At 72.5% G+C, this 18,422-nt stretch carries 19 protein-coding genes and 1 pseudogene; 12 read left to right on the top strand and 8 right to left on the bottom strand.

Translation table 11 applies throughout. The features are described 5' to 3' along the window. A partial coding sequence (locus ACWD0F_RS50135) for a sugar-binding protein (protein WP_449889969.1) occupies nt 1–1,870 on the top strand: 1,870 nt, incomplete at its 5' end. A 17-nt stretch (nt 1,871–1,887) separates the two neighbouring features. Here ACWD0F_RS50135 and ACWD0F_RS50130 read toward each other — a convergent pair. Next, nucleotides 1,888–2,511: a MarR family winged helix-turn-helix transcriptional regulator gene (locus tag ACWD0F_RS50130; RefSeq protein WP_449889968.1), complete on the bottom strand. Its 624-nt coding sequence runs from the start codon at nt 2,509–2,511 to the stop codon at nt 1,888–1,890. 93 nt (nt 2,512–2,604) lie between these two features. Between ACWD0F_RS50130 and ACWD0F_RS50125 the strand changes: the two genes are divergently transcribed. The 3 genes from ACWD0F_RS50125 to ACWD0F_RS50115 are packed head-to-tail and all read left to right on the top strand — an operon-like array spanning nt 2,605 to nt 5,838. Then, nucleotides 2,605–3,774, top strand: a complete 1,170-nt coding sequence (locus ACWD0F_RS50125; RefSeq protein ID WP_449889966.1) for a flavin-dependent oxidoreductase — start codon at nt 2,605–2,607, stop codon at nt 3,772–3,774. Then, nucleotides 3,771–4,220 carry a DUF3237 domain-containing protein gene (locus ACWD0F_RS50120; protein WP_449889964.1) on the top strand — a complete coding sequence of 150 codons (450 nt, stop codon included), beginning with the start codon at nt 3,771–3,773 and terminating at the stop codon, nt 4,218–4,220. Before ACWD0F_RS50125 ends, ACWD0F_RS50120 begins: the two co-directional genes overlap by 4 nt. 16 nt (nt 4,221–4,236) lie before the next feature. Then, nucleotides 4,237–5,838: a CocE/NonD family hydrolase gene (locus tag ACWD0F_RS50115; RefSeq protein WP_449889962.1), complete on the top strand. Its 1,602-nt coding sequence runs from the start codon at nt 4,237–4,239 to the stop codon at nt 5,836–5,838. Nucleotides 5,839–5,909: 71 nt separating this feature from the next. Here ACWD0F_RS50115 and ACWD0F_RS50110 read toward each other — a convergent pair whose 3' ends face one another. The 4 genes from ACWD0F_RS50110 to ACWD0F_RS50095 form a co-directional block, all read right to left on the bottom strand. Next, entirely contained in the window at nt 5,910–6,695 is a 786-nt protein-coding gene (locus tag ACWD0F_RS50110) for an SDR family NAD(P)-dependent oxidoreductase (RefSeq protein WP_449889961.1), read from the bottom strand. Between the two features lie 66 nt (nt 6,696–6,761). After that, complete coding sequence (locus ACWD0F_RS50105) at nt 6,762–7,634, bottom strand: fumarylacetoacetate hydrolase family protein (RefSeq protein ID WP_449889959.1); 873 nt, start codon at nt 7,632–7,634, stop codon at nt 6,762–6,764. A 49-nt stretch (nt 7,635–7,683) separates the two neighbouring features. Continuing rightward, nucleotides 7,684–7,932 carry an SDR family NAD(P)-dependent oxidoreductase gene (locus tag ACWD0F_RS50100; RefSeq protein WP_449889958.1) on the bottom strand — a complete coding sequence of 83 codons (249 nt, stop codon included), beginning with the start codon at nt 7,930–7,932 and terminating at the stop codon, nt 7,684–7,686. After that, nucleotides 7,929–9,116: an RNA-guided endonuclease InsQ/TnpB family protein gene (locus tag ACWD0F_RS50095; RefSeq protein WP_449889956.1), complete on the bottom strand. Its 1,188-nt coding sequence runs from the start codon at nt 9,114–9,116 to the stop codon at nt 7,929–7,931. The genes ACWD0F_RS50100 and ACWD0F_RS50095 overlap by 4 nt, the downstream gene beginning before the upstream one ends. Nucleotides 9,117–9,357: 241 nt before the next feature. Here ACWD0F_RS50095 and ACWD0F_RS50090 point away from each other — a divergent pair, with 241 nt between their 5' ends. The 3 genes and pseudogenes from ACWD0F_RS50090 (at nt 9,358) to ACWD0F_RS50080 (ending at nt 10,368) form a co-directional block, all read left to right on the top strand. After that, nucleotides 9,358–9,666, top strand: a complete 309-nt coding sequence (locus tag ACWD0F_RS50090; RefSeq protein ID WP_449889954.1) for a hypothetical protein — start codon at nt 9,358–9,360, stop codon at nt 9,664–9,666. After that, nucleotides 9,663–9,908 (top strand): annotated as a pseudogene (locus ACWD0F_RS50085) (alpha/beta hydrolase fold domain-containing protein); the annotation flags it as partial. The gene ACWD0F_RS50090 and the pseudogene ACWD0F_RS50085, both read left to right, overlap by 4 nt. Nucleotides 9,909–9,951: 43 nt before the next feature. Continuing rightward, the gene (locus ACWD0F_RS50080; protein ID WP_449889952.1) at nt 9,952–10,368 is read left to right on the top strand and encodes a prolyl oligopeptidase family serine peptidase; all 417 of its coding nucleotides are present in this window, start codon (nt 9,952–9,954) and stop codon (nt 10,366–10,368) included. Here ACWD0F_RS50080 and ACWD0F_RS50075 read toward each other — a convergent pair whose 3' ends face one another. Continuing rightward, on the bottom strand, nt 10,369–11,391 hold the full coding sequence (locus ACWD0F_RS50075; protein ID WP_449889951.1) for a TerC/Alx family metal homeostasis membrane protein: 1,023 nt from the start codon (nt 11,389–11,391) through the stop codon (nt 10,369–10,371). Nucleotides 11,392–11,677: 286 nt separating this feature from the next. Between ACWD0F_RS50075 and ACWD0F_RS50070 the strand changes: the two genes are divergently transcribed. Both ACWD0F_RS50070 and ACWD0F_RS50065 read left to right on the top strand, forming a co-directional pair. Continuing rightward, on the top strand, nt 11,678–12,595 hold the full coding sequence (locus ACWD0F_RS50070) for an alpha/beta hydrolase (RefSeq protein WP_449889949.1): 918 nt from the start codon (nt 11,678–11,680) through the stop codon (nt 12,593–12,595). Further along, entirely contained in the window at nt 12,592–14,181 is a 1,590-nt protein-coding gene (locus tag ACWD0F_RS50065; RefSeq protein ID WP_449889947.1) for a flavin-containing monooxygenase, read from the top strand. The genes ACWD0F_RS50070 and ACWD0F_RS50065 overlap by 4 nt, the downstream gene beginning before the upstream one ends. A 136-nt stretch (nt 14,182–14,317) precedes the next feature. Here the strand turns inward: ACWD0F_RS50065 and ACWD0F_RS50060 are convergent, their stop codons facing one another. Then, a complete protein-coding gene (locus ACWD0F_RS50060) occupies nt 14,318–15,298 on the bottom strand; it encodes a quinone oxidoreductase family protein (RefSeq protein ID WP_449889945.1) in 981 nt (326 codons plus the stop codon). 261 nt (nt 15,299–15,559) lie between these two features. Between ACWD0F_RS50060 and ACWD0F_RS50055 the strand changes: the two genes are divergently transcribed. Both ACWD0F_RS50055 and ACWD0F_RS50050 read left to right on the top strand, forming a co-directional pair. Beyond that, the gene (locus tag ACWD0F_RS50055) at nt 15,560–17,041 is read left to right on the top strand and encodes an amidase (RefSeq protein ID WP_449889943.1); all 1,482 of its coding nucleotides are present in this window, start codon (nt 15,560–15,562) and stop codon (nt 17,039–17,041) included. A gap of 78 nt (nt 17,042–17,119) precedes the next feature. Further along, nucleotides 17,120–17,617, top strand: coding sequence for a nitroreductase family deazaflavin-dependent oxidoreductase (locus ACWD0F_RS50050; protein ID WP_449889941.1), 498 nt, complete (start codon nt 17,120–17,122; stop codon nt 17,615–17,617). A 10-nt stretch (nt 17,618–17,627) separates the two neighbouring features. On the opposite strand, the gene ACWD0F_RS50045 is transcribed toward ACWD0F_RS50050, so the two are convergent. After that, on the bottom strand, nt 17,628–17,915 hold the full coding sequence (locus ACWD0F_RS50045) for a hypothetical protein (RefSeq protein WP_449889940.1): 288 nt from the start codon (nt 17,913–17,915) through the stop codon (nt 17,628–17,630). Between the two features lie 294 nt (nt 17,916–18,209). Between ACWD0F_RS50045 and ACWD0F_RS50040 the strand changes: the two genes are divergently transcribed. Next, nucleotides 18,210–18,422, top strand: a 213-nt coding sequence (locus tag ACWD0F_RS50040) for a hypothetical protein (protein ID WP_449889938.1), incomplete at its 3' end; no start/stop codon positions are given.

Here is an 18,422-nt window from a genome sequence, read left to right as displayed (position 1 = left end):
GGCGGTCTTCCCCGACGTGCCCGCCGACCCGGCCCAGCTCGGCTGCGACTTCTTCACCCAGGTGGACGCGCGGGTGCCCTTCCCCGAGCCGGGCGGCGCGGCGGCGAGCGCGTCCACGGCGATCCTCGACGGCGCGCTGACCAGGGCGGCCGGCACCGTCCCGCTGGGCACCCTGCTCGGCCTGCGCACCAGCACGTTCGACGTGCGCCCTGGGACGCCGTTCACCGTCGAGGTCACCGCGACCGCGCCGCCGCGCGAGCCCCTCGGCCGCTCCTCCGTGGCGTTGCGGGTGCCGGAGGGCTGGCGGGTCAGCGGCTCGGGCGACCTCGGCAGGCTGGCCGCCGGACGGGCGGGCAAGGCGACGTTCACCGTCATCCCGGGCACGGGGGCGCGGGCCCGCGTCGCGGCCGCGCTCACCACCGACAAGGGGCGCGGCTACACCGACCGGCAGGTCGAGGTCAGCCCCGCCGTCCGCGGCGGCCAGCAGCTCCTCCCCCAGGTCGCCCAGTACGAGAAATGGACCGCGGACCTCGGCGTGCCGCAACTTCGCGGCCTGGTCACGCCGGTGCTCACGCTCCCGTCCGGCGGCTCGCGGCAGGTCGGCGTCGTGGTGACCAACGTCGGCGGCACCACCCGGTCCGGCACCGTGCGCCTGGACCTGCCGGCCGGCTTCACCGCCGACCGGGCCGAGGCTCCTTACCACGACCTGGCCGCCGGGGCCTCGGCGACGGTCCCGTTCACCGTCACCAACTCCGACCCCGCGCTGAAGACCTCCAACGAGGGCGGCGACTACGCCTACACGGTCACCGTGGACGGCGTCGTCACGAGCCGGCCCGCCCTGGAGCTGGTGCCGGCGGCGGCCATCGCGCAGGCGACGTCGGCGCCCGCGATCGACGGCGCCGAGGGCGACGGCGAGTACCCGGGCGCGGCGCTGGACCTGTCACGCGTGTGGGAGGGCAGCGCGTGCTCGTCGGCGGCCGACTGCTCGGGCAGCGCGAAGGTGTCCTGGCGCGAGGACACGCTGTACGTGCTGGCGCACGTCAAGGACGACACACTCGGCACCCGGCTGCCGGCCTCCGACTGCAAGCGGCACTGGCGCACCGACGCGGTCGAGATCGCCGTCGACCCGCGCGGCACGTCGGAGAACACCTCCACGACGTTCAAGGCCGCGGTGCTGCCGGTGACGGCCGAAGGGCCGCCGTGCGCGCTGCGCGACGCCGACAACCGCCAGGGCCCGGCCACGGGCGTGCGGATCGCCTCGAAGGTCGCGGCCGGCGAGTACACCGTGGAGCTGGCCATTCCGCTGGAGCAGGTGCCCGGCGCGGTCGATCCCGGGCATCTCGGTCTGAACATCCTGGTGTACGACTCCGACACCCAGGACAAGACCGGTCAGACCCGGATCGGCTGGTCCACGTGGGGCGGTGTGCAGGGCGACCCGTACCGGTGGGGCGTCGCGACGCTGCCCGGCTACACCCCGCCTGCGAACCGGCCGGTGCCGGACGCGGTGATCCCGGACACCGCCCTGGCCAGCCTGGACTCGCCGCAGTCGCTGGAGCAGGCGGTGCGGGTGCGCCTGCCGCTGGCGGGCGGTCCCGCGGCCACGGCGGCCCGTAGCGGCCGGGTCACCTCGGCCACGGCCGGGCCGGACGGGGTGCGGGTGACGGTGCGGGCGAGCGCGGCGGGCAAGGCCCATCTGTTCGTCCGCGACGCGCAGGGCACGGCGGGGAGCCGGGTCGTCACGGTGACCGGCAAGGGCGGCACGACCGTGACCGTGCCGCTGACCCGCGCCCTGGCCGGCTCGCCCGCCGTGGTGGCCGGCTGGGAGGCGGCCGGCGGCGGCACGACGGCCTCACAGGTCGCGGTGTCGTAGCCCGCAACCGGCTTCCGTCAGGGGACGTCCGCCGGGCGGGCGGCGAGGATGCGGGTGAGCAGGCCGGTCATGTGCTCGCGCTCGCCCGGCCCCAGGGCCGAGAACCACTCCTGCTCCCTGCGGGTCTGCTGGGCGAAGGCCTCGCGCACGGCCGCCTCGCCGGTCCCGGTCAGCGCGACCACCACCGCGCGGCCGTCCTGCGGCACCGAGCGGCGCTCGACCAGGCCGTCTCGTTCGAGGGTGTTGACCACGTTGGTCACGGCGGAGCGGGACATCGCGGCGATCTCGGCGAGCCGGACGGGCTGGGTGGGGCCGAGCAGCCACAACTTGAACATCAGCCGGAACCCCGGGAGCGTCCAGCCGCGCGGGCGGTGGATGCGGGTCTCCAGGTCGGTCACGAGCAGGTAGGCGAGCTGGAGCAGGTGGTAGGCCAGCGCGAACGCCTCGGCGTCGGCCGGGGGCGGCATGGCGGCCAGGCGGTCGCGCGCGTAGACGGCGTAACGCAGATCCGCTGGGACGGCTTGCGCGTCATCGCCGTGAGACGCGGCATCACCGGGAGATGCGCCTCCCGGCGATGACGCACCGTCGCCGGGAGAGTCGTCGTGCGCCGGTGTGTTCGTGTTGCGGCCTGCCCTGTTCACCGGTCAAGTCTTGCGCAGCCGTGCCCCTGCCGTGAATATTGTTACGGCCATAACAACATTCGGCCGCGGCCGTGAGATCCCCCGGAGGCGTTCGTGCGCATCGTCATCGCCGGAGCGGGCATCGGCGGCCTCGCCGCCGCCCTGAGCCTGCACGCGGCCGGCTTCGAGGACGTGACCGTGCACGAGGCCGCCCGCGAGATCCGCCCGCTGGGCGTCGGCATCAACCTGCTCCCCCACGCCGTACGGGAGCTGACCGAGCTGGGCCTGGCCCCCGACCTCGAACGGATCGGCGTCGCGACGGCCGAGCTGGCCTACTTCAACCGGTACGGCACGCCGATCTGGTCCGAACCCCGGGGAACCGGCGCGGGCTACGCCTGGCCGCAGTACTCCGTGCACCGAGGCCGGCTGCAACTGCTCCTGCTGGACGCGGTGACCGAACGGCTGGGCGCGGACGCCGTACGGACCGGGAGCCGCGTCACCGGCCCCGGCGCCGAGGACCTGCTGATCGGCGCGGACGGGATCCACTCCGCCGTCCGCGCCCACCTGTACCCCGGCGAGGGGCCGCCCCCGTGGAACGGCCTGGTCCTGTGGCGCGGCATGACGTACGGCGAGCCGTTCCTGACCGGCCGGTCCATGATCATGGCCGGGGACGGGACCCAGAAGTTCGTCGCCTACCCGATCGAGACGGGCGAGCGCACCCTGATCAACTGGATCGCCGAGCAGCCCCTGGACGGCGCGGCGCCGGACCGGGGCGACTGGAACCGCCCCGCCGACCCGGCCGAGATCGCCGAGCACTTCGCGGGCTGGTCCTTCGACTGGCTCGACGTGCCGGGGATCATCGCCAGGACGGAGAGGGCGTACGAGTATCCGATGGTGGACCGCGACCCTCTGCCCCGCTGGAGCGACGGCCGGATCACGCTGCTCGGGGACGCCGCCCACGCGATGTACCCGATCGGCTCCAACGGCGCCTCCCAGGCGATCATCGACGCCCGGGTGCTGGCCCACGCCCTCGCCCATGGCGACCTGGCCGCCTACGAGGCACTGCGGCGACCGGCCACGACCGCCCTGCAACTGTCCAACAGGAAGATGGGCCCCGAAGTCGTCATGAAGCTGGCCCACGAGCGCGCGCCCGGCGGGTTCGACGACATCGAGCAGGTCGTCCCGTACGAGGAGCGCGCCGAGATCGCCGCCTCCTACAAGCGCACGGCCGGGTTCGACCCGGCCGCCCTCAAGGAACGCCCCTCCTGGAGTGTCACCCCGTGAACCTCGAACCGCTGGCCACCTTCCACGTGGAGCTCGACCCGATCCTCGACCTCGGCGGCTCCCACTGGGGACGGCGCCGTGTGATCAACATCATCGGCGGCTCGTTCGACGGCCCGCGCCTGTCGGGCACCGTGCTGCCCGGCGGCGCCGACTGGCAGATCGTCCACGCCGACGGCATGGCCAGCGTCGACACCCGCTACACGCTGCGCACCCACGACGGCGCGCTGCTCTACATCTCCACCTCCGGAGTACGGCACGGCGCCCCCGACGTGCTCGGCCGTCTCGCGCGAGGCGAGGAGGTGGACCCGTCGGAGTACTATTTCCGGCTGTTCTGCCGCTTCGAGACCGGCGACGAGCGCTATCTGTGGCTCAATCGCACCCTGGCCGTGGCCTCGGCGGCCCGCGCCGCCGCCGCCGTCCGCTACGACGCCTTCATCCTGACCTGACCGCCGGAGGACCCAGATGGCCAAGCTCAACCGCTCCTCGTTCCGTGTCTCCGTCGAACACGACGCGCCCATGCCCATGCGGGACGGCACCGTCCTGCGCGGCTCGGTCCATCGCCCCGAGGCGGGCGGGCCGTTCCCGACGCTGCTCACGCGCACGCCGTACGGCGAGGGCACGTTCCGGATGACCCCGGTGATCCCGGCGCTGGAGGCCGGGTTCGCGGTGGTGCAGCAGCACTGCCGGGGGCGCGGCAGCAGCGACGGCGAGTTCCGGCCGTGGCTGGACGAGGGCGACGACGGCCACGACACGATCGCCTGGATCACCGCCCAGCCGTGGTCGAACGGCGAGGTCGTGATGAGCGGCGGCTCCTACCTGGCCGGCTGCGCGCTCCAGGCGGCGGCGACCCGCCCGCCGGGGCTGAAGGCGGTCTGCGCCTCGGTGACGCCGCACGACTTCTACGACGGCCTGAAGTACCACGGAGGGGCGTTCGCGCTGGGCTCCGCCCTGAACTGGGGCACGATGCAGACGATGCTCGGGCTGATGCACGCGATGGAGGCGGGCGAGGACGTCGGCTCGGGGTTCGGCGCGATCCTGCCCGTCATGGGCGACCAGGCCGCCGCGGCGCGCACCCTGCCGGTGGCCGGCATCGCGGGCATCCCGTGGTGGCGGGACTGGACCTCGCACGCGGAGCGCGACGCCTACTGGGAGGACCTGTCCGAGACGCTGCGCCACGATCGCATCGAGGTGCCGGTCATGCACGTGGCGGGCTGGTTCGACCTGTTCCTGGCCGGAACGCTGGAGAACCACCGCCGCCTCGGCGGCCCGCTGGTCGTCGGTCCCTGGTCCCACATGACGCAAGGCGGCTCCGGCACCGGGCGGCTGGACTTCGGCTTCGGCGCCTCCGGGGCGGCGATCCAGCTGGAGCAGCGGCAGCTCGCCTTCCTCAAGGGCACGGACACCGGCCCCGCCGTGAAGATCTTCGTGATGGGCGACGACGTCTGGCGGGACGAGGAGGCCTGGCCCCTGGCCCGCGCCGTGCCGGCCCGTTACTACCTGCGCACCGGCGGCGAGCTGGCCACCGAGCAGGGCGGCGGCGGGGGCGAGCCGGCCACCTTCACCTACGATCCGCGCGACCCCGTCCCGTCGGTCGGCGGCCCGCTCATGCTGTCCGACGTCACGAACGTCGGCCCGCAGGACCAGCGCGAGGTGGAGCTCCGTCCTGACGTGCTCTGCTACACCACCGGGGTGCTCGCCTCCGACGTCGAGGTGACCGGCCCGGTCTCGGTGACCCTGCACGCCGAGACCTCGGCGGTGGCCACCGACTGGACGGCCAAGCTGGTGAACGTCCATCCCGACGGCCGGGCGCTGAGCGTGATCGACGGCATCGTGCGCACCGGCGACGCGTCCGGGACGTACACCATCGACCTGGTCGCCACCAGCCAGGTCTTCAAGGCGGGCCACCGCATCCGGGTGGAGGTCTCCAGCTCGAACTTCCCGCGCTTCGACCGCAACCCCGGCACCGGCCGCCCCGCCGCCGAGGCTTCCGAGGCCGACCTGGTCGTCCAGCACCAGCGGGTCTTCCCCGACTCCTACATCACGCTGCCGATCATCCCGCGCTGAGCCGCTCAGCCGCTCAGCCGACCTCGACGCCGGCGATCAGCCGGGGTCGGGGCCGGGGCCGGGCGTCCGGCTCAGGCGCCGATCATGTTGTAGCCGCCGTCGGCGTTGAGGTAGGCCCCGGTCATGTGCGCGGCGTCGTCCGTGGCCAGGAAGAGCGCGGCGCCGGCCAGCTCGGCGGGCCCGGGGACGCGCGCCATGGGGGTGCGGGAGATCAGCTCCTCCCGGCGGCCGGACTTCCAGTCGTGCCGGTTGAGCGTGGCCTCGGTCTCGATGAAGCCGGGCGCGAACGTGTTGACCCGCACCGTGGGCGCGAAGGCGGCGGCGTAGGACTTGGTGATGCCGAGGATGCCGTACTTGGCGGCGGCGTACTGCGGAGCGCGCGGGCTGCCGCGCACGATCACGGTGGAGCCGATGTTGATGATCGCGCCGTGCCCCTGCTCCAGCATGCGCGAGCCGAACTCGTGCGTGCACAACAGGGTGCCCTTGACGTCCACCGCGAGGACCCGGTCGATGGACTCCTCGGTGAGGTCGCGCCAGGACATCTGCTCGGCCGCCACGTCCCCGACGTTGTTGACCAGCACGTCAAGGCCGCCGAGGCGGGCGAAGACCGCCTCGGCCATGCGCCGGATGTCGGCGTGCCGGCTGATGTCGGCCTGGACGGTGAACGCCTCGCCGCCCACGTCCTCGATCCGGGCGGCGGTGCGCTCAGCCCCCGCGGCCGAGGTGTTGTAGTGCACGGCCACCCGAGCGCCCTCCTGTGCGGCGCGGACGGCGATCTCCGCACCGTAACCGGTGCCCGCCCCGGTCACCAGCACGCTCTTGCCGGCGAAACGCCGGGGGATGGTCTGCTCGGACACTCAGGGTTCTCCTGTTCTCATGAGGTGCGGCGGCTGCCGGACCAGAACGTTCTGGACGCCGACCCCTCACCAGCCGACCTTCGCCGGGACCGGAGTGCCGTGCCCCTCCTGCCAGCTCACCACCGGAGTACGCAGCACGCCCAGCCGCTCCACCTCGGCCTCGATGACGTCGCCGGGCTTGAGGTAGAGACCGGGGTCGCCGCTGAAGCCCGCCACCCCCTGGATGGTGCCGGTGGTGAGCAGATCGCCCGCGCTGTAGCCCTGCGGCGAGTGGTAGGCGACCAGGTGCGGGATGGAGACGGACATGCGGCTGGTGCTGGACTTCTGCCGAATATGCCCGTTCACCCGCAGCTCCATGTCGAGGTTCTGCGCGTCGGGGATCTCGTCGGCCGTCACGATGTACGGCCCCAGCGGGCAGAACGTGTCGATCGCCTTGCAGAAGGAGAACACGCCCGAGGCCATCTCCCGCCGCTGGATGTCCCTGGCGGTGATGTCGTTGAACACGACATACCCGGCGATGTGGTCGGGCGCGTCGTCCACGCCGAAGAACTTGCCCGGCTTGCCGATCACCACCGCGATCTCCAGCTCGTAGTCCAGCTCGCTGGTCAGATGTTCAGGGTAGATGACGGGCTCGTCCGGGCCCACGATGGCGTCGACGTTCTGGAAGAACACGATGCCCTGGTGCATCGGATGCGACCAGTCCACGTTCTTGGACTCGGTCTCGTGCTCGCGGAAGTTGCCCGAGGTGTGGAAGAACTTCTTCGGCACGATCGGGGCCCGTAACCGCACGTCGTCCAGGCGCAGCCGCTCGCCGGTCTCCCGCACCCGGCCCCCGGCCTCGAAGTACGCCCGCGTGGACGGCACGTCCAGGGGGATGACGAGCCGTTCGGCCGGCTCCAGCCGCCCGACGCGGCCCTCGTCGAAAGTGATCAGCTTCATCGTCCGCCTCCTGGTGTCCGCCGTGCCGGGTCGTCCGCGACGGGCCGCGTCATACGAGGGTCCTGCCGCCGTCGATGTAGAGCACCTGCCCGGTGACGAACGAGGCCCGGGGCGACGCCAGGAACAGGACCGCGCCCACCACGTCCTCGGGCGTCCCCAGCCGGTCGGCCGGGACCAGCCTGGTCAGCTCCTCCCGCCTGCCGGGCTCGGCGAGGTAGTCGCGGGTCAGCTCCGTCTCGGTTTGACGCGCTCCCTGGGATGAATCGAGGGGATTCTCGTCCGTGTCGCACGGGTTCATGCGGCACCTCGAAGGCTTCCTCGTTCATCGGGCTGTGCCACCGCACGCGGTGGTCTTACCTGCCCTCCAGAGGCGTTTAGCCTCTCCGCCCGTCCGGCGGCGAGGATGTTGATCGCTGCGTTGACGTCGCGGTCGTGGACCGCCCCGCACGGGCACGTCCAGGCCCGCACGCCCAGCGGCATCGCCTCGGCGAGAGTGCCGCACGCCGAGCACAGCTTGGAGGAGGGGAAGAACCGGCCGATCCTGGCGAAGGTCCGGCCATGCAGCCTGGCCTTGTACTCCAGCATCGCCACGAAGGCCGACCAGCCCGCGTCGTGGACACTCTTGGCCAGCCTGGTGCGCGCGAGTCCTCTGACCGCCAGATCCTCCACGAACACCGCTTGGTTCTCACGGATGATTCGGGTGGAGGTTTGATGGTGGAACTCACGGCGGGCGTCGGTGACCTTCGCATGCTGCCGGGCGACCTTGATCCGGGCCTTGCCCCGGTTGGCCGATCCTTCCTGTTTGCGTGATAGGGCTTTCTGGAGCTTGCGTAGTTTCTTCTCCGCGCGGCGCAGGAACCGGGGCGCGTCGATCTTCCGCCCGTCGGCCAGGACGGCGAAGTGCCCCAGCCCCAGATCGATCCCGGTCTCGACGCCGGCCGGCCAGGGGTGTGCGGCGACCTCGACCACGAAGGAGGCGAAGTAGCGGCCCGCCGCGTCCTTGATCACAGTCACGCTGGACGGGGCCGAGGGCAGATGGCGTGACCAGCGGACCGCGATAGCGCCGACCTTCGGCAGCGACAGCTTCTCCCCCACCTTGAACCGGGCGTTCTTGGTGAACCGGATCGCTTGCCGGGTGTCGCGCCGCGATCGCATCCTCGGCTGGGCGATCTTCGGTCCTTTCCGCTTGCCGCTCATGCCGGCGAAGAAGTTGCGGTAGGCCGCGCAGGCGTCGGCCAGGGCCTGCTGGAGTACAACTGCGGACACCTCGCCCAGCCAGGCCCGGTCCGGCCGCCTCTTGGCCTCGGTGATGACCTGCCGGGACAACTCTCCGTCGCTGGGGAACGGCAGCCCCTCGGCGTGCGCCACCCGGCGCACGGTGAGCGCGTCGTTGAACACCACCCGGGCGCACCCGAACGCGCGGGCCAGGGCGATCCGCTGGGCCGGGGTGGGGTCCAGCCGGAAGGAGTACCGCAGCTGCACGATCACACCCTAGCCTCGGGTGATGGCCGCCCACAGCGATATCCACCCTGTCCAAGCTGGCCGGCAGCCTCCAGGACGTCCCCCTTTCGGGGGATGCGACACGAATTCCCCGCATCGGCAACCCCTGCTGCCGGGCCGGTGAACTCTGCTCGGGCTCTTCCTTCGCCGGGCCGGCCGGCCCGGCGTCACCGTTGATCGCGGGCCAGGACATCGTGCGGCAGAACCGGCCCGTCGCAACCAGGTGACGCCGGTCCGCCTGGCGGCGAATCGGCTGTTCCCGCCCCGCTATGCGGGAGAGTCCGCTTCACCCCCGGGCCTGAAGGCCGGAGCACTACGGACGAAACTGGTAGCAGTACGCCCGGACGGCCACGTCGAGCCGGGCCGGCAGGGCCCCGGCTCGTGCCGCGCGTTCGTCCGCGAGCAGGCCGGCCCGGGCTTCGACAGCGTCGAGTTCCTGCTCAGCAACGACGACGTGTTCATCCCCGGCGGGGCCAACCTGCTCGCCATCATGCAGTCCGGCCGCTTTCACAAGGAACCCGTGGCCTCGTGACCCGGATCTTCAAGGACGTCGTCCACGCCCAGCCGCCCGGCTTCCGCCCGCTCTCCCTGGACCTCTACGTCCCCGCGGGGCAGGCGGCCGGCCTCTGCCTCTACGTGCACGGAGGCGGCTGGCGGGTCGGCGGGCGCGCTCAGCCGCCCTACCCCGATCCGGCGTTCTTCGAGCGGGTGGCGGAGCTGGGCGTGGCCATGGCCAGCGTCGAATACCGGCTCAGCGGCGAGGCGCGCTTCCCTGCACGCACTGACGGCGGGCACCACGGACAAGCCCGCCGCGCACGTGGGTCCGGCCGCGGTGTCCGCCGTTGTCTGCTGGTACCCGCCGACCGACCTGGCGCGCATGCCGGACGACATCGAGGCCGCCGGCGGGCGGGCCGACCGCGGCCCTGGCTCCAGGGAGGCGCTGCTGCTCGGTGGGCCCGCCGCCGAACGCCCTGAGGTCGCCCGCGCCGCCAGCCCCGCCCACGCCGTACGGCCCGGCGCTCCGCCGTTCCTGCTCCTGCACGGCGACAAGGACGTCTCCGTGCCCTGCCGGGAGAGCCACCGGCTGGCGGAGGCGCTCCGCGCGGCCGGCGGGACGGCTCTGGTGGAGGAGGTGCCGGGCGCGACCCACATGTTCCCCGAGCTCAGCCACGACGAGCTGTGGCGGCTGACGGAACGCTCGGCCGGCTGGCTGATCCAGCGACTCCGCGGCTGATCACCGCTGCCAGGGCTGACCGGGGTCGCCGGAGGTGCCCGTGGTTCCGCGGCTGGCGCGCAGGCTGGTGAGCGTGACGGTCAGCAGGACCACGATGATGACGCCCAGCGAGGCGAGGGTCGGAATCTCCGGAACCCACGCCCAGATGCCGTGCGCCCAGTGCAGCACCAGCTTGAGCCCGATGAAGGCCAGGATGACGGCCAGCCCGTAGTTCAGATGGCGCAGCCGGGCCAGCGCGCTGCGCAACACGAAGTACAGCGCCCGCAGGCCCAGCAGCGCGAAGGCGTTGGTGGCGAAGACGAGGAAGGGATCGTCCGTCACCCCGTAGACGGCGGGCACCGAGTCGACGGCGAAGACGATGTCCGTGGCGAACACCGCCACCGTGGCCAGGGCGAGCGGAGTGATCGCCAGCCGTCCCCGCTCCCGCACCACCAGGCGGAAGCCCCGGTAGCCCTCGGTGACCGGGACGAAGCGGCGCAGCAGCCGTACGCTGCGCATGGAGTCGATGTCGACCTGCTGTTCCTCGCCCTTGCGCGCGTCCCTGAGCACCTTGCCCGCGGTGAGCACCAGCACCGCTCCGAAGAGCAGGAACGCCCACGTGCCGCTGCGCAGCGCCGCCGCGCCCAGCACGATGAAGATCACCCGCAGCACCAGCGCCCCGACGATGCCGTACAGGAGCACCCGCTGGACCAGCGCGGACGGCACCGCGAAGGCCGCCAGCAGCAGCATGAACACGAACAGGTTGTCCACCGACAACGACTTCTCCACCACGTATCCGGTGAAGAACTCGGACGCGACACCCCCGCCGAAGGCCGCCCACAGGTACACGCCGAAGGCCACCGGCAACAGCAGGTAGAACACCGACCAGGCCACCGCCTCGCGCATGTGCACCTCGTGCGGGCGGCGGGTCAGCACGATGTCGATCGCCAGCAGGACGAGCAGCGCGCCTATGGTGATCGACCACAGAGTGACGGTGGCGATGCTGCCCTGTTCGGGCGCAACCAGAATTGTCCCCAGGGACATGAAACCTCCTCGAACGCGCTCAGCCGTTCGAGGTCTCCTTCACCCGGGGGTAACGGGCGGCCGTCCGGGGACGCTATGTACGTCCGTACTGACCGGATCGACACTTGGGAAGTACTCCCCTCGCCACCTCAGGGTAGGGCACATCAGGGCAACGCTCCACCTTCGATCTTCAGGAGCGGCGGATTTCCCTCCCTGGCCGCACCACCGGCGGGCATTGTCGAACGGCACGCCCCGGCCGACACTGAACCAGACGGCAGGCGGACGCGGCCCGGTGAGGGGATCTCCCATGGCTCTGGATGAAGCGACGACCCAGTTCCTCAAGCAGATGGCCGAAGCAGGCGGCAAGCCACTGCACGAGATGTCCCCCGAGGAGGCGCGCGGCATCAGCGCGATCCTGAGCGAGCTGTCCGGCACGGGCCCGGAGCCGGCCCGGGTGGAGGAGGCCCTGATCCAGGGTGACGACGGCGGCACGTTCCCCGCCCGGGTCCTGGTCCCGGCCGGAACCCCGCGCGGCGTGATCGTGTACTACCACGGCGGCGGCTGGGTCCTCGGCACCATCGACGAGTCCGACACCCTCGGCAGGGAGCTGGCGCACCGGACGGGCTGCACCGTCGTCCTGGTCGGCTACCGGCTCGCCCCGGAGCACCGCCACCCCGTCGCGGCCCGCGACGCCTACGCCGCCCTGCGCTGGGTCGCCGGCGGACCCGGGCGGGACCTGCCGATCATCGTGGCGGGCGACAGCGCGGGCGGCAACCTGGCGGCCATCGTGGCCCAGCGCAGCCGCGACGAGGGCGGCCCCGCCATCACCCTGCAGATCCTCGTGTACCCGGTGACCGACTGCGACCTGGACAACGCCTCCTACACCGATCCGGCCAACCAGCTCCTGCTGAACCGCGACACGATGGTCTGGTTCTGGGATCACTACGCGCCCGACCCGGCCGCGCGGGCGAGCGTGGACGCCTCCCCGCTGCGGGCGCGGGATCTGTCGGGACTGCCGCCCGCGGTCGTGCTGACCGCCGAGCACGACGTGCTGCGCGACGAGGGCGAGGCGTACGCGGAGAGACTGCGCCAGGCGGGCGTGCCGGTGGAGTTCAAGCGGTTCGAGAGCCAGATGCACATCTTCTTCACCCTGGTGAACGTGCTGCCGGCCAGCGCCGTGGCGCTGACCATGGTCGCCCGGGCGATCGAACGGAGCCTGCGGTGAGGTATGACGCCGTCGTCGTCGGCGCCGGGTTCGCCGGGATGTACATGCTCCACGAGCTACGCGGTCTCGGTCTGTCCGTCCGCGTCTTCGAGACCGGCGGCGGCGTCGGCGGCACCTGGTACTGGAACCGCTACCCCGGCGCGCGCTGCGACGTCGAGAGCATGGAGTACACCTACTCCTTCGACGAGGACCTGCGGCGGGAGTGGGAGTGGAGCGAGCGCTACCCCTCCCAGCCCGAGATCCTGCGCTACGCCGAACACGTCGCCGACCGCTTCGACCTGCGCGGGGACATCCAGTTCGAGACCCCGGTGACGAGCGCCGCCTTTGACGAGACGGACAACCTCTGGCGGGTGCGGACCGGCCGCGGCGACGAGGTGCGGGCGACGTACCTGATCACCGCGGTGGGCTGCCTGTCGGCGGCCCGCGTGCCCGCCTTCCCCGGCGCCGCGTCCTTCCTGGGCCCCAGCCACCACACCGGGCGGTGGCCGCATGAGGGCGTGGACTTCGCCGGACGGCGGGTGGCGGTCATCGGCACCGGCTCCTCCGGCATCCAGGCGATCCCGGTCATCGCCGCGCGGGCGGAGCACGTGACGGTCTTCCAGCGCACCCCCAACTACAGCCTGCCCGCCCGCAACGGGCCCATGGCGCCGGAGTTCGCGCGGGACATGAAGGACCGCCACGCCGAGATCCGCGCCACCATGCGTCACTCCGCCAGCGGCATCCTGGCCGCAGCCAACACCGGATCCGCCCTGGAGGCGACCGGGGAGGAGCGCCGCCGCGAGTTCGAGGCCCGCTGGGCACGCGGCGGCGTGGCGCTCCTCGGCTCGTACGGCGACCTCGCCGTCGACCCGGTGGCCAACGAGTTCGCCGCCGAGTTCGTCCGCGAGAAGATCCGCACGATCGTCACCGATCCCGAGGTGGCCGAGCGGCTCACCCCGCGCGACCATCCGATCGGCAGCAAGCGCATCTGCGTCGACACCGACTACTACGCCACCTTCAACCGCCCGGACGTCACCCTGGTCGACGTCCGGGAGCACCCGATCCAGGAGATCACGCCGACCGGCGTGCGCACCACCGCCGCCGATCATCCGGCCGACATGATCGTGTACGCCACCGGCTACGACGCCCTGACCGGCCCGCTGCTCGGCATCGACATCACCGGCAAGGGCGGCCTGTCCCTGAGGAGCAAGTGGGCGGCCGGGCCGCGCACCTATCTCGGGCTGATGACGGCGGGCTTCCCCAACCTGTTCACCATCACCGGCCCCGGCAGCCCGTCGGTGCTGAGCAACATGATGGTCTCCATCGAGCAGCACGTCGACTGGATCGCCGCCTGCATAGCCCGCCTGCGGGCCGGCGGCGTCGCCGCCATCGACGCCGACCCCCTCGCCGAGGACGCCTGGACCGGCCACGTCGGCGAGGTCGCCGCACTCACCCTCTTCCCGCGCGCGAACTCCTGGTACCTCGGCGCCAACATCCCCGGCAAGCCCCGCGTCTTCCTCCCGTACGCCGGGGGCGTCGGCGCCTACCGGCAGAAGTGCGACCAGGTCGCGGCGGACGGCTACCCGGGTTTCGTGCTCTCGGTGTGACCGCCTCCTGGGCCGGACTCAAAGTGGCCGTTTCCGTCCGCGCGCATGTGGCCGGCCCGGTTCCGGCGGCGCGGACGGGTGCGGCCTTGCGCTCCCGCGCGGCCAGACCGGTTCTGGTCGCGGACGGGGTGCGGCCTCAGGCGCCCGCGCGTACCGCCAGGACGGTCTTGGGCGGGGCGGTCCGGCCCTCCAGGGCGCGGTGCACGTCGGCGGCGCGGTCGAGCGGCACGACGGCGGGCGCGGGCTCCCGCAGCACGTCGCGGCAGACGAGGTCCACCACCGCCGCGACGGCCTCGCCCACCCGCTCGGGCACCAGGTGCGCCACGCCTCCCACGCTCAGCCCGATCACCTGCCGCGAGTTGAGCCAGGCGGCATCGCCCGACAGCGCCTCGTCCTGCCCGCTGGCGTTGCCGAGCACCAGCAACCGGCCGAACGGGGCCAGCCGCTCGAACGCCCGCAGCCGCTGCGCCCCGCCGACCGGGTCGACGACGATGTCCACCCCGCGCCCGCCGGTCAGCTTGTCCAGCGCCGCATCCAGCTCGGCGGCCACGACGACGTCGGTGCACGCCTCGGGCGCGGCGGCCAGCCGCGACGCACTGCCGACGACGCCGATCACCCGCCTGGCCGGATGGATGGCCGCCAGGCGGCAGACGGTGCCGCCCAGGCCGCCGCCGGCGCCCAGCACCAGGACGTCGTCGTGCACGCCCAGGCGGGCGAGGTCCTTCAGCGCCATCCACGCCGTGGCGCCGTTCACCAGGGCAGCGGCGACGCGGGCGAGGTCGGCGCCCACCCGCACGGGCGCGGCCATGGACGCGTGCGCGATGGCCACCTCCGCGTACCCGCCGGCGCGGGGCGCCCGGCCGAAGTCGTTGAGCATCGCGCCGACCGGCTGCCCCGGCTCGAACCCCCGGACCCCGGCGCCGACCTCGCGCACCCGCCCGGTCACCTCGATGCCCGGGGTGAACGGCAGCGGGAAGGCGAAGGCCCCGGCCCTGAACAGGGTGTCCACGAAGCCGACCCCGGCGTAGTCCACGTCGATCGACACCTCGCCCGCGCCGGGGGAAGGGGTGGGCACTTCCGCCGTTTCCAGCACCTCCGGTGGCCCCGGATTCCTCACGACGACAGCTCGCACAACGTCCCCTCATTCCTTCGCCGCTTTAAGGTCAATTATCCGCATAACGGTAACATCGCCCGTTTCGGCAGCTCCGCCCAAAAGCTGATCGCCGGACGACGAACAAGATCAATCTCTGCCCTAGCATGGCTGCCCATGACCGAGCCGGACCACCTCACCGCCCTCCGCACCGCCTACGACACCATCGCCGCCCGCTACGCCGACAACATCCCCGGGCGGTTCCATGCCGCCGCAGGAGTGGTATGAGTGAGGCTGCTTCGAACGCACGGAAAGGACCCCATGCCCGTCTCCCCCGGCCCTTTCACCGGTCGTACCGTCACCGACCTCGCCCAGGACCTGCGCGCGGGCCGGACCAGCTCGGCCGAGCTGGTCAAGCTGGCCCTCGACGCCATCGCCGAGCTGGATCCGCCGCTGAACGCGTTCGTCACCGTGGACGCCGGCGGGGCGCTGGCCGCGGCTCGGCGGGCGGACGACGAGCTGGCCGGCGGCGCCGATCGCGGCCCGCTGCACGGCGTGCCGGTCGCGGTGAAGGACCTCATCGACGTCGCCGGCGTGCGCGCGACCATGGGCTCGCGGCACTTCGCCGAGCACGTCCCCGACGCCGACGCCGCGTGCGTGACGGGCCTGCGCCAGGCCGGCGCCGTGATCGTCGGCAAGACGACGACGCACGAGTTCGCGTACGGGCCCACGGGCGACCGCTCCGCCAACGGCCCCTCGCGCAACCCCCGGGACCCGGCGCTCATGACGGGTGGCTCCAGCGGTGGCAGCGCCGCGGCCGTGGCGGCGGGCATGGTGCCGCTGGCTCTCGGCACGGACACCGGTGGCTCCGTCCGCATCCCGGCCGCTCTGTGCGGGATCGCCGGGTTCAAGCCCGCCTACGGGGCGATCCCGGCGGACGGCGTCTTCCCGCTCTCGCGCAGTCTCGACCACGTCGGGGTGCTCGCGGGGGACATACGGGACTGCCTGCTCGCCTACCACGCCCTGGCCGCGCCGGCCGGGCTGAACGGCGGCGGACGCGCGCCGGTCGGGGCGGAGGCCGGCGGGCGGGCACCTGGAGAGGTGGACGACGGGCGCGCGCCTGGTGGGGTGGACGGCGGGCGGCGAGCGCTTGGCGGGGTGGACGGCGGCGGCGCTTCCGGGAGGCCCGCGCGGGTGGCGTGGCTGGATCCCGCCTCGGTGTTCGCGGTCGACGCGCGGGTGGCCGGCGCGGTGCGGGCGGTGTCGGGGGCGGCCGAGGAGGTCCGGCTGCCCGCCGGTGCCGCCGAGGCGCTGCGGGAGACGTACACCGTGATCCAGAGTTGTGAGACGGTGGCCGTGCACGCCGGCCGGCTGGCGGACGCGCCCGAGCTGTTCGACCCCGAGGTGCTCGAACGTCTGCGCGTCGCCGCCGGGACGCCCGGCTGGAAGTACGTCCAGGCGCTGGAAGGACGGCAGGCGCTGGCCGACGCCGTCGTCGCCGCGCTGTTCGAGCACCATGACGTCATCGCCCTGCCCACCGTGCCCATCACCGCTCCCCCGCTCCTGCGGCGCGAGATGGAGCTGGACGGCGTGGCCGTCCCCGTGCGGGCCGCGCTGCTCGCGCTGACCAGCCCGTGGAACGTGCTCGGCCTGCCCGCGCTGACCGTCCCGGCCGGGACGGTGGACGGCCTGCCGGTCGGGCTGCAGCTCCTCTGCCGCCCGGGCCAGGAGTCCCTGCTGTTCGAGACCGCCGCGGCCGGGAGGCCATGACGACGATGCGGGCGCCGGGTCGCCGATCTTCCGGCTCTGGTGCATGATCGGGCGACAACGATCGGCGGAAGGACCTGCATGGGATCTTCGGACGAGGTCTACGACAGCCCCACCGGCTGGGTGGCCGAGCACATTCGCGAGTACGTCGAAAGCGACGGGAAACGCGGGCAGCGCAAGTGGGGAGTGGACATGCTCCTGCTGACCACCCGCGGCAGGAAGAGCGGCAAGCTACGCCGCACCGCGCTCATCTACGGCGAGGACGGCGGCGGGGAGGACAGCGGCGGCGGCACGGGACGCTACGTCGTGGTGGGCTCCAACGGCGGCAGTGCCACGCATCCGGCGTGGTATCTCAACGTGCTCGACCACCCCGAGGTGCACGTGCAGGTGGGCGCGGAGACCTTCGACGCGCACGCGCGCACGGTCGGCGGCGCCGACCGGGCACGGCTGTGGCTGCAGATGGCCGCGCTGTTCCCCCAGTACGACGTCTACCGGGACAAGACCACGCGCGAGATCCCGGTCGTGATCCTCGAACGGCTGCCCGCCGGAGCGGACCGGCCCGCGCGGACGGCTCCGTGAGCGTCCCGCGTCACGTGGCCCGGTGGTGCACGCCGACGAGCCGGCCGTTGCGCCTGATCTGAGCGGCGTCGTACGGGCACATCGGCCGGTTCACGTACGTCTCGGCGAGATGGTCGGCGTCCACCCGGTCGACGCCCCAGCCGATCGTGTGCCAGCGCGCCCGGCCGTCCTCGCCGGTGGTGTCCAGGACGGCGATCTCGAAAAGCTCGGCGGCTGGAGGGGGCGTGCAGCAGACGTGGGCCGGCGTCTCTCCTCCGGCCGCACGAGCCGGCCGGTTGCGGGTTTCCCGCTGGTCCATGTGGTCATCCCTCCGGTAGCACGGTTCAGTTCCGAGATCCTGCCCGCCCGCGAGGGACCTCAGTCATGTCCCTGCTCAGAAGCCTGGGGGCGGCGCGGATGCGGGGGATGTGGGAGGTGATGCGCCTGGGGATCGGGACCGCGTTCGCCGCCCGGAAACACCATGTTCCTGCCACTTAGTCATCAGAATCTAGCAATGGGGGCCGTTGTCCCAGATGTGGGCACTTAGAGTTGACGCATGGCTGGTCCTTCTGGCATGACACCGATCTCCGCGCAGGACGGAGCGGAGTAGGCCGTGTGCGGCCACGCCGACGATGAGACCCAGCGGTACACCTCCGAGATGGACGAGGTGCTGGCCGAGGCCGTCCACGGCTGCGGAGCGCACATCGGCGTGCTCTACCTGCTGGACGACTCGGGGCAACTCCTGCTCATGGACACGGAGATCGGCCTGCCGGCGCAGATCGTCAAGCCGTGGACCCGGGTCAGGGTGCACGCGGGCGTCCCGGTG

The organism is Nonomuraea sp. NPDC002799, assembly GCF_053592075.1.
The sequence above is the reverse complement of the archived record's forward strand: the minus strand, read 5'-3'. Positions and strand labels throughout refer to the sequence as shown.

Coding starts and splice junctions, on each gene's coding strand:
- ACWD0F_RS50115 (WP_449889962.1), top strand. CDS start 4,237: ATGGCCAAGCTCAACCGCTCCTCGTTCCGTGTCTCCGTCGAACACGAC.
- ACWD0F_RS50105 (WP_449889959.1), bottom strand. CDS start 7,634: ATGAAGCTGATCACTTTCGACGAGGGCCGCGTCGGGCGGCTGGAGCCG.
- ACWD0F_RS50100 (WP_449889958.1), bottom strand. CDS start 7,932: ATGAACCCGTGCGACACGGACGAGAATCCCCTCGATTCATCCCAGGGA.
- ACWD0F_RS50075 (WP_449889951.1), bottom strand. CDS start 11,391: ATGTCCCTGGGGACAATTCTGGTTGCGCCCGAACAGGGCAGCATCGCC.
- ACWD0F_RS50070 (WP_449889949.1), top strand. CDS start 11,678: ATGGCTCTGGATGAAGCGACGACCCAGTTCCTCAAGCAGATGGCCGAA.
- ACWD0F_RS50050 (WP_449889941.1), top strand. CDS start 17,120: ATGGGATCTTCGGACGAGGTCTACGACAGCCCCACCGGCTGGGTGGCC.
- ACWD0F_RS50045 (WP_449889940.1), bottom strand. CDS start 17,915: ATGGACCAGCGGGAAACCCGCAACCGGCCGGCTCGTGCGGCCGGAGGA.